This is a genomic window from Pseudoalteromonas sp. TAE56 (assembly GCF_000497955.1).
Taxonomy (GTDB): Bacteria; Pseudomonadota; Gammaproteobacteria; order Enterobacterales; family Alteromonadaceae; genus Pseudoalteromonas.
Map to the genome: position 1 here is coordinate 1 of NZ_AUTN01000156.1, position 8,469 is coordinate 8,469.

13 protein-coding genes and 2 tRNA genes are annotated in these 8,469 nt (G+C 37.6%); 8 read left to right on the plus strand and 7 right to left on the minus strand.

All coding sequences use genetic code 11. From position 1 onward, the window contains the following. Positions 1-102: 102 nt before the first annotated feature. The 6 genes from proQ to L656_RS0119880 all read right to left on the minus strand — a co-directional run bounded on the left by proQ (position 103) and on the right by L656_RS0119880 (position 2,457). The gene (proQ, locus tag L656_RS0119855) at positions 103-753 is read right to left on the minus strand and encodes an RNA chaperone ProQ (RefSeq protein ID WP_024600504.1); all 651 of its coding nucleotides are present in this window, start codon (positions 751-753) and stop codon (positions 103-105) included. Between the two features lie 15 nt (positions 754-768). Further along, positions 769-1,047: a hypothetical protein gene (locus tag L656_RS0119860; RefSeq protein ID WP_002961910.1), complete on the minus strand. Its 279-nt coding sequence runs from the start codon at positions 1,045-1,047 to the stop codon at positions 769-771. Continuing rightward, complete coding sequence (locus L656_RS0119865; protein WP_024600505.1) at positions 1,047-1,505, minus strand: GAF domain-containing protein; 459 nt, start codon at positions 1,503-1,505, stop codon at positions 1,047-1,049. Before L656_RS0119865 ends, L656_RS0119860 begins: the two co-directional genes overlap by 1 nt. A 128-nt stretch (positions 1,506-1,633) precedes the next feature. Continuing rightward, entirely contained in the window at positions 1,634-2,014 is a 381-nt protein-coding gene (locus L656_RS0119870; RefSeq protein WP_007586920.1) for a hypothetical protein, read from the minus strand. A 178-nt stretch (positions 2,015-2,192) separates the two neighbouring features. After that, positions 2,193-2,283: transfer RNA gene (locus L656_RS0119875), tRNA-Ser, on the minus strand. 83 nt (positions 2,284-2,366) lie between these two features. Further along, positions 2,367-2,457 (minus strand) — tRNA-Ser (locus tag L656_RS0119880). A 251-nt stretch (positions 2,458-2,708) separates the two neighbouring features. Between L656_RS0119880 and L656_RS0119885 the strand changes: the two genes are divergently transcribed. Genes L656_RS0119885 through L656_RS0119915 form a run of 7 tightly spaced genes read left to right on the plus strand, consistent with a single transcriptional unit; the run spans position 2,709 to position 5,848 of the window. Further along, entirely contained in the window at positions 2,709-3,374 is a 666-nt protein-coding gene (locus L656_RS0119885) for a Bax inhibitor-1/YccA family protein (RefSeq protein ID WP_008133668.1), read from the plus strand. Positions 3,375-3,429: 55 nt separating this feature from the next. Further along, on the plus strand, positions 3,430-3,783 hold the full coding sequence (gene tusD / locus L656_RS0119890; protein WP_024596911.1) for a sulfurtransferase complex subunit TusD: 354 nt from the start codon (positions 3,430-3,432) through the stop codon (positions 3,781-3,783). After that, positions 3,780-4,136: a sulfurtransferase complex subunit TusC gene (tusC, locus tag L656_RS0119895; protein WP_024600506.1), complete on the plus strand. Its 357-nt coding sequence runs from the start codon at positions 3,780-3,782 to the stop codon at positions 4,134-4,136. The genes tusD and tusC overlap by 4 nt, the downstream gene beginning before the upstream one ends. After that, complete coding sequence (locus L656_RS0119900; protein WP_024600507.1) at positions 4,133-4,399, plus strand: DsrH/TusB family sulfur metabolism protein; 267 nt, start codon at positions 4,133-4,135, stop codon at positions 4,397-4,399. Before tusC ends, L656_RS0119900 begins: the two co-directional genes overlap by 4 nt. 3 nt (positions 4,400-4,402) lie before the next feature. Beyond that, entirely contained in the window at positions 4,403-4,732 is a 330-nt protein-coding gene (locus L656_RS0119905) for a TusE/DsrC/DsvC family sulfur relay protein (RefSeq protein ID WP_007580207.1), read from the plus strand. Beyond that, positions 4,732-5,418, plus strand: coding sequence for a pseudouridine synthase (locus L656_RS0119910; RefSeq protein ID WP_024600508.1), 687 nt, complete (start codon positions 4,732-4,734; stop codon positions 5,416-5,418). Before L656_RS0119905 ends, L656_RS0119910 begins: the two co-directional genes overlap by 1 nt. After that, on the plus strand, positions 5,411-5,848 hold the full coding sequence (locus L656_RS0119915) for an NUDIX hydrolase (protein ID WP_024600509.1): 438 nt from the start codon (positions 5,411-5,413) through the stop codon (positions 5,846-5,848). Before L656_RS0119910 ends, L656_RS0119915 begins: the two co-directional genes overlap by 8 nt. 1 nt (position 5,849) lies before the next feature. Here the strand turns inward: L656_RS0119915 and L656_RS0119920 are convergent, their stop codons facing one another. Next, positions 5,850-7,121, minus strand: a complete 1,272-nt coding sequence (locus tag L656_RS0119920; protein ID WP_024600510.1) for a sensor domain-containing diguanylate cyclase — start codon at positions 7,119-7,121, stop codon at positions 5,850-5,852. A 362-nt stretch (positions 7,122-7,483) separates the two neighbouring features. Between L656_RS0119920 and mnmA the strand changes: the two genes are divergently transcribed. Further along, positions 7,484-8,469, plus strand: a 986-nt coding sequence (gene mnmA / locus L656_RS0119925; RefSeq protein WP_024600511.1) for a tRNA 2-thiouridine(34) synthase MnmA, incomplete at its 3' end; no start/stop codon positions are given.

Sequence of the window (8,469 nt, forward strand, 5' to 3'; positions counted from 1 at the left end):
CGGCTTCAACAGCAGCAAATAATGAACCTGAAAACAGGGCAGCAACTAACGGAATGAGCGTAAACTTTTTACTCATACACAACTCCTTAATTTATTTACAACTTAAACAATATATAAGCTGTCAGCTTTGGTTTTAACTTGCATGCCTGTAACTAATTCAACATGAACATCATCTTTGTTCACTTCAGTGATTACTGCGTTTACAAGTGCTTGGCCAAGTTTAACCTTAACCTTATTATTAACCTTGACCTCAGTTGCTGGTAAAGGTTCAATTTTTCCTGAACGTTTAGCCGGCGCTGCTTTAGCAGGTTTGTTAGCTGCAGGTGCGTTTTTATCGCCTGCTTTACTAGCATGAGCTGGTTTTTTCTTGAAAGATTTAGAATCAGAATCTTGGCGTGGACGCTGTTGTTTTTTGCGTTTTGCCATTTTAGCACGGCTTTCTTCCAATGCTTTTTGTGCATGGTCGATATGCTCTTGCTCAACTTTTTCACCTTGATTACCATCAAGGTCAATACGAAACTCTGACTTAGTCACAGCTTCTAAATAACGCCAATTAGACGTGTATTTTCTAAGCGCTTGACGAACTTGAGTCTTACTTACTTTTTCAGACCCTTCAATACGCTCAGCAATATCTTTAAAAATACCTACTTTAAGCGGCTTGATGCCATCTTTTTGTTTAAAACATTGTGGGAATTCTTGATATAAAAATTCCAACACTTCATTAATATCTTTTAGCTTGTTTGTGGTTTCCATTTTAGAACCTATTTTTCACATCTTTTCATCAAGGGACGAATCGACGTAGTGTGTTACCCAGTCGACCAACTCTTCGAAATCGGCTTCTATTACAGCCATATCACCCCGAAGGTGTTCCCAAATACCATTAATTGTTTCATCAATAAATTCACATTCTGAATCATCTGGAAGACGATCCCATGCAATATGAATTAAATCATTGAGCGTTTCCGCTACATGCTCTTCTTCGCCTTCCCAATCGCCAACATCTTGCACAGCAAATAGGTAGTCTTGAACATTTAGCAAATCTTTCATTACATGCTCGCCTCTAAGCATTTCACTAATGCTTCAAGGCCAACTTTATCATCAGCATCAAATCGGCCAATACTTGGACTATCAATGTCTAGTACTGCGAATACTTTACCATGTTTCATGATAGGTACAACTACTTCAGAATTAGACGCTGCATCGCAGGCTATATGCCCGTCAAAAGCGTGAACATCTTCAATTAATTGTGTTTCTGCGGTTGCCGCAGCTGTTCCACATACCCCTTTCCCAACGGGAATACGGATGCATGCGGGGTTACCTTGAAACGGGCCAAGTACTAATTCAGTAGGAGAATCCATAAAGTAAAAGCCCGCCCAATTTACATCTTCTAAAGAGGTAAATAACAGCGCGCTTATGTTTGCCAAATTGGCAATTACATTAGATTCACCAGCTATCAGCGATTCAGTTTGCTTAACTAATGACTGGTAAAAATCGTGCTTTTGCATACCAAACTACTTCTTATTAAACATACAGTAGCTAAAGGTACTCTTTGTCGTGAAAAATTGGAACCTTTTGGAGGTAAAAAAAAGGAAATTGCACCGTTTATCAGCGTGCTTGGTTAATAATGCTGCGATTATTTTTTTACCGATTTACGAAGACCAAATAAAAACAGTCCAGCAGCAAATGCTGACATAACACTATTAATCAAAAATATCTCACCAGTTGATGCACTTAATAAGTAACTGAATATAGCGCCACCTAACAAACCAAGGGTTAATACACCTGAATAATTAACTTTAGAATACTTAAACATAAGTAAATATCCTGGCACGACAAAAGCCGCCATTGTTAAACCTACAATATGCGCATTTGAGATAGCAGTCATCAAAAGTTGAAAAAATACGGATAGGAAATCACCCTGTAGCGTTAGTGCGTAATACAATCCTAACAAGCTGCCAATAATTACCGGGGACAATAATGAAAGCGCGACGCTTTTTGCGAGTTGATGTTTCATCTAATAATCCTTAATACAGAGTATAAATTTTAATGTATTAAGCATGCACCAAGATCTAAAGCTTAGAAATAGAGACTATGGTCGTAATTTATGATGATAAATCGCGCTATTTCTACCCGTAGTTATTTATTTTACAGGCACAAAAAAGCCCGCTAAATTAGCGGGCTATTTTGTTATATGGTGGAGAGATAGGGATTTGAACCCTAGATGGGCTATAAACCCATGCCGGTTTTCAAGACCGGTGCATTCGACCACTCTGCCATCTCTCCGATACTGCTAAGTTAAAAGTAAGAGTGTACTAATAACTATTTAAATGAATGATATTTTAATTACCACACACTTATTAAATAAGTGGTGGAGAGATAGGGATTTGAACCCTAGATGGGCTATAAACCCATGCCGGTTTTCAAGACCGGTGCATTCGACCACTCTGCCATCTCTCCGCACGGCCTGCATAATAGGGAAACCCATCCCTTTTGTGAAGCTTTTTTTTTAATTAATTGTTTAAGTGCCTAAAAAACAATTGATTTGTTTAAAGTTAAAACAAAATGTTTTTAATTTAGCCATCAATATACTTTTATTTAAATATTTAACTCTATTGATCTACAAAGGTTTGCCCAAACATATAAGAGTTGGTAATCTAATTTTAGTTAAATTATCGAAACACACACGTTTCACTTAAAGGAGCTCTACAATGGCGTTTAATCAATCGTACAATACCGCGAAACCGGTAATGTCTACCATTGAAACAAACAAGGTACTTAAAAACACCTACTTTTTACTAGCTATGACACTTGCATTTAGTGCAGTTACAGCCGGTATTTCAATGGCACTACAATTACCTTACTTTATGGGAATTGTGTTTACACTCGTTTCGTTCGGTTTATTATTTGTTGTAAATAAAAAAGCAGATACAGCATCTGGTGTATTTTGGGTTTTTGCTTTCACAGGTTTAATGGGGGCAGGCTTAGGTCCATTGCTTAACCATTATGCTGCATTACCTAATGGCCCAATGCTTATTATGCAAGCCTTAGGTTCTACAGCGCTTATCTTTTTTGGTTTATCTGCTTATGCACTAAATACTAAAAAAGACTTCTCATTTATGGGTGGCTTTTTAACTGTTGGCTTAATCGTTGTGATTGTAGCAAGCATCGTTAATATTTTTATTGGCAGTTCATTGATGTTTATGGTGCTTAATGCAGCAGTTGTACTGATTATGTCTGGTTTGATTTTATTTGATACAAGCCGAATCATAAACGGTGGTGAAACTAACTACATTCGCGCAACAGTGTCTTTATACCTAAGCGTATATAACTTATTTACTTCTTTACTTGCTCTACTTGGCGCAAGTGATGACTAATTAAATAGTTCTGTTAAAATAGCCCCTTTATTGGGGCTTTTTTATTGGAATTGTTTTGGCACGCTTTGTTCTTTCATTACATACACCACCATCCGATCACGATACCACGCAACGCATAGTTAAATTTGCGAATGCATGTTTAGCCCAAGGGCACACCATTGATGCTATTTTTTTATACCAGCAAGGTATTTATCATGCATCTACCCACTTTGATTTATCCTCAGACGAGCTTCAAATTTCAGCACTTTGGCAGCAACTTGCTGATCAAAAACTAAATTTAATGCTGTGTGTTACCGCCGCGCAAAAGCGCGGGTTAGATATTAAAAACACAGGTGTATTTAAAGTCGCAGGGTTAGCTGAATTTGCAATGCTTGCAAGCGACGCAGATAAATGGGTGCAATTTAAATGATAAACGTATTAGTAATGAGTCAGTGCAGCCCATTTGACGATTTAAATATTCGTGATGCACTTGATATGACATTGATATTTGCGGCCGTTGACCAAAATGTGAGTTGGTTGTTTAGCGGCCCCGCCGTTTTGGCTTTAAAAAAGCATCAACAACCAAACGATATTGGCTTAAAAGATTTTTTTAAAAACATTAAAACACTCGAAATCTATGATGTTGAAAACATCTACGTGTGTGAAAAGTCATTGCTTGATTATGGTTTAAATAAACATGATTTACTCATAGAGGCAAAAGCACTCAACTTTAGCCAACAACAAACACTAATTAAAGCGCAGCAACATGTGGTGAACCTATGAGTACGTTACATATATTTTCAAAGCCGCTTAACTATTACTCGGCAAATCAGCTAGAAAACTTAATTTTATCAGACGATAACGTGCTACTTGTTGGTGATGCCTGCTTTGCAAAAAAACAATTTAGACAATTTGCAGATACACTGTTAATACTTGAACAAGACGCGCAAGTACGTGCAATAAAATTAGCAGATAACGATAAAGCCATTAGCTATAAAGACTTTGTAGCACTCACTTTATCAACTAATCAATCAATTACGTGGTAACTCATGCTTGAATTTAACAACCAACAGATTGAAACCGACAAACAAGGCTACTTGCTTGACCATACTTTGTGGTCAAAGGAGCTTGCACCTGTAATTGCTATCCAAGAAAACATTACCCTTAGCGTTCAACACTGGGAAGTCATTAACTTTGTTCGTGATTTTTATATTGAATATAACACCAGCCCAGCAATTCGGATGCTTGTAAAAGCAATGGCAAAAGCACTCGGTGAAGACAAAGGTAATAGCCTTTATTTATATAAATTATTCCCTAAAGGCCCTGCTAAGCAAGCAACAAAAATCGCCGGATTACCAAAACCAGCTAGGTGCATATAATGAGATCTAAATCAGGCAATAATCAAGTAACTGAATCCAAGCCAAAAAGAAGTACAGGCCGTACTTATTCACGCAGTGCACTTAACAAAACGCCATCTGGTAAAAGAGAAATAAAGCCGCAAATAGCATCTAAAGACAGAAAAATTGTGTTATTCAACAAGCCGTTTGATGTGCTATGCCAATTTACAGATGACGCAGACAGAAAAACGCTTGCTGAATTTATCCCTATTAAAGAAGTTTACGCAGCAGGAAGGTTAGACAGAGACAGTGAAGGTTTATTGCTTTTAACAAACTGTGGAAAATTACAAAACACCCTAACGGCACCTGATAAAAAGACGAATAAAACCTACTGGGCACAAGTTGAAGGTGAACCAACAAGCGAATCAATTAATGATTTATGTAATGGCGTAGAACTTAAAGACGGACTTACACTCCCCGCTAACGTTAAAATAATTGATGAACCTATAATTTGGACTCGTAATCCTCCTGTACGCGAGCGAAAAGCAATCCCTACCACTTGGCTAAGTATTACAATTAATGAAGGTAAAAACAGACAAGTTCGTCGAATGACCGCGCATATTGGACACCCTACACTTCGCCTCATCCGCTATAGCATTGGCAACTATACGTTGGATGATATTAATTGTGGTGAATACAAAGTAATTAAGGGCGTAGTTGATGCATAAACCGCATGTCACGGTTGCAGCAATAGTAAAAAAGCAAAACGAGTTTTTACTTGTAAAAGAGCGAGATAAATTTACAAAGCAAATTTGTTACAATCAACCTGCGGGTCATTTAGAGCAAAATGAGACACTTGCACAAGCTGCAAGCAGAGAGCTACTAGAAGAAACAGGCTTAACGCTTGAGCCTATTGGGTTTTTAGGTGTTTATAATTTGCATGCCGATAACGCAGTGCACTATTTGCGATTCTGCTTTTTATTTGAAGCGCCTAATAATATAAAAGCACCAACACCAATGGATTCCGACATCATCAGCGCTAGCTGGTATACATTAGAGCAAATAAAATCATTACCTCTTAGAAGCCCTTTAGTGCTCAAGTGCATTAACGACAGCTTGAATCGACCACCGTTAAGCTTAGAAACTATTTATAATTGATTTACTCTGAGCTTAGCGCTATACAATTACGTCCTTGTTTTTTAGCATAATAAAGGGCGTTATCAGCGGCTTTAACAAAGCTGACTTCATTACTATTTGTATAGTCACTGATGGTATTAATACCCATACTTATAGATAAAAATCCGGTAAAGCTATCCTGATGTGCAATAGCTAAGTTTTCTACAGCCTTTTGTATTTGCTCAGCTATAAACAATGCCCCTTGCCTATCGGTTTGAGGTAATAAAACAACAAATTCCTCTCCGCCATATCGAGCCACAAAATCTTCTGGGCGACTAACAGTTGAAGCAATTTTTTGAGCCACATCATATAAACACGTATCGCCGGCTACATGCCCATACCGGTCATTAAATTGTTTAAAATAGTCAATATCGATAATAATTATCGATAGCATGCCTTCGCATTCTTTTGATTGTTCATACTCTTGTGTTAGTTTTTCATCAAACCGACGCCTGTTTGCAATTTTGGTTAATGCATCCAAAAAAGCCATATCCCTAAGTATATCCTCTGCTTCTAAACGCTCTGTAGCATCATTAAAAACAGCTAAAAACTCTTCACCTATATCAATTCCTGAAATTTCCATCATCACTTGTGAGCCATCACGACAAGAAACTCGATAGTTATTTGCAGGTATATCGTTATTATTATTCAGCGCCTTTTCAAGTGAATCTTGCCACAGCTTTTTTGCAAGCTCTCTATATTGTGGATCTGGGCACGCTTTTTCCCACCACAATTTAAGATTAGGTACATGCTCTACTGTATAACCAAAAACATCTACAAAGCGTTGATTAACTTTCAAAATATCACCCGTCTTAGAACACACATTACATACCGGCATTGGCAAAACGGTAAATAACCTAGCGTAGTGACTTATCTCATGTTTGCGCATAGGGTTGAGTGTACTTTGAGGTAAGTAACTCATTGGCATATCACTTTTTTCTATACTAAGCTTTTCGTCCATTTCTAAAGCGAAATACCATTCAAGCCACCAGTGCTCTACATGATCAAGTACCTTTAGCTCAATGTTCTTTTTAGCGGTTGAGCCCTTAATTAAGCTAAATAACTCATGTACATGATTTGGTTCTTGGTAAATATGGGTTTTTTTTAGTTTTATTAACTCATAAAAAAGATTATAGGCTGATTTTTTAAACTCTGTCGTCTTGCTAGAAAGTAATTCGCTATCCACAAAATCCGGTTTTTGTGTGTAATGCTCGACTAAAGAATTTATCTTGTTTATTTGATAGGCATAATTCATATATTCATTCCATTGACTATATTTCAAGCGGCTTTAAAATGGTTTACAACCATATACTCACCACTATTTTATTTTTATTAAGTGTATATTTACCCTAGTAGTTTTAAAAGAAAAATACTATTAATAAAACTCAATAACTACATGAATTATTCTATACTCTTAATTTATTAGTAAAGATCACTTTAATATTACTAAAGTTACAGCCTAATAAAGCGCTTAAGTCTAGTTTGCTATTTGTTATATAAATAAAATACTGACTAATTCCCCTCTTTGCGTCCTTAGTCTCTTTAAGCACAAACAAAATACATGCTATAATCGCGGCCTTTCCAAGTTAACAGCAATCTGTATAAGCGAAATTATTCATGAGCGAAAATAGTCACATTAAAGTCATTGTTGGCATGTCCGGCGGTGTTGATTCTTCTGTATCTGCATATTTATTACAACAACAGGGCTACCAAGTAGAAGGCCTGTTTATGAAGAACTGGGAAGAAGACGACAATGATGAATACTGTGCTGCCGCTGATGATTTAAAAGATGCGCAAGCAGTGTGTGACAAATTAGGCATTGAGCTTCACACAGTTAACTTTGCAGCAGAATATTGGGACAATGTATTTGAGTACTTTTTAGCAGAGTACAAAGCAGGTCGCACACCTAACCCAGATATAATGTGTAACAAAGAAATTAAATTTAAAGCCTTTTTAGAATTTGCTGCGCAAGCACTCGGTGCTGACTTTATTGCAACGGGTCACTATGTTCGCCGTGAGCTTCGCGATGACAAATACGTAATGTGTCGCGGACTTGATAACAATAAAGATCAAAGCTATTTCTTATATACTCTAAGCTATGAACATATTGGCCAAACGTTATTCCCTGTAGGCGATATCGAAAAACCAGAAGTACGCCGCATAGCAGAAGAGCAAGACCTAATCACTCACGATAAAAAAGACAGCACAGGTATCTGCTTTATTGGTGAGCGTAAATTTAAAGACTTTTTACAAAAGTTCTTACCAGCACAACCTGGCGTTATCGAAGACACAGACGGTAACAACGTAGGCGAGCACGAAGGCTTAATGTACCACACACTTGGACAACGCAAAGGCTTGTTAATTGGTGGTATGAAGGAAGGTTCTGGTGAGCCTTGGTACGTAGTAGATAAAGACCTTGAGCGAAATGTACTTATTGTGGGGCAAGGTAAAGATCACCCTCGCCTATACAGCAACGGTCTTAACGCAAACCAACTTCACTGGGTAGACCGTATTGGCCCTAAAGGCACCACTCGCTGCACAGTAAAAACGCGTTACCGCCAAGAAGACTTAAGCTGCACCCTACTTGTAGGTGAAGACGGCAT

Bases quoted from the DNA above. Each gene is read 5' to 3' on its own strand.
- proQ (WP_024600504.1), bottom strand. From the start codon at position 753: ATGGAAACCACAAACAAGCTAAAAGATATTAATGAAGTGTTGGAATTT.
- L656_RS0119860 (WP_002961910.1), bottom strand. From the start codon at position 1,047: ATGAAAGATTTGCTAAATGTTCAAGACTACCTATTTGCTGTGCAAGAT.
- L656_RS0119865 (WP_024600505.1), bottom strand. From the start codon at position 1,505: ATGCAAAAGCACGATTTTTACCAGTCATTAGTTAAGCAAACTGAATCG.
- L656_RS0119870 (WP_007586920.1), bottom strand. From the start codon at position 2,014: ATGAAACATCAACTCGCAAAAAGCGTCGCGCTTTCATTATTGTCCCCG.
- L656_RS0119885 (WP_008133668.1), top strand. From the start codon at position 2,709: ATGGCGTTTAATCAATCGTACAATACCGCGAAACCGGTAATGTCTACC.
- tusC (WP_024600506.1), top strand. From the start codon at position 3,780: ATGATAAACGTATTAGTAATGAGTCAGTGCAGCCCATTTGACGATTTA.
- L656_RS0119900 (WP_024600507.1), top strand. From the start codon at position 4,133: ATGAGTACGTTACATATATTTTCAAAGCCGCTTAACTATTACTCGGCA.
- L656_RS0119905 (WP_007580207.1), top strand. From the start codon at position 4,403: ATGCTTGAATTTAACAACCAACAGATTGAAACCGACAAACAAGGCTAC.
- L656_RS0119910 (WP_024600508.1), top strand. From the start codon at position 4,732: ATGAGATCTAAATCAGGCAATAATCAAGTAACTGAATCCAAGCCAAAA.
- L656_RS0119915 (WP_024600509.1), top strand. From the start codon at position 5,411: ATGCATAAACCGCATGTCACGGTTGCAGCAATAGTAAAAAAGCAAAAC.
- L656_RS0119920 (WP_024600510.1), bottom strand. From the start codon at position 7,121: ATGAATTATGCCTATCAAATAAACAAGATAAATTCTTTAGTCGAGCAT.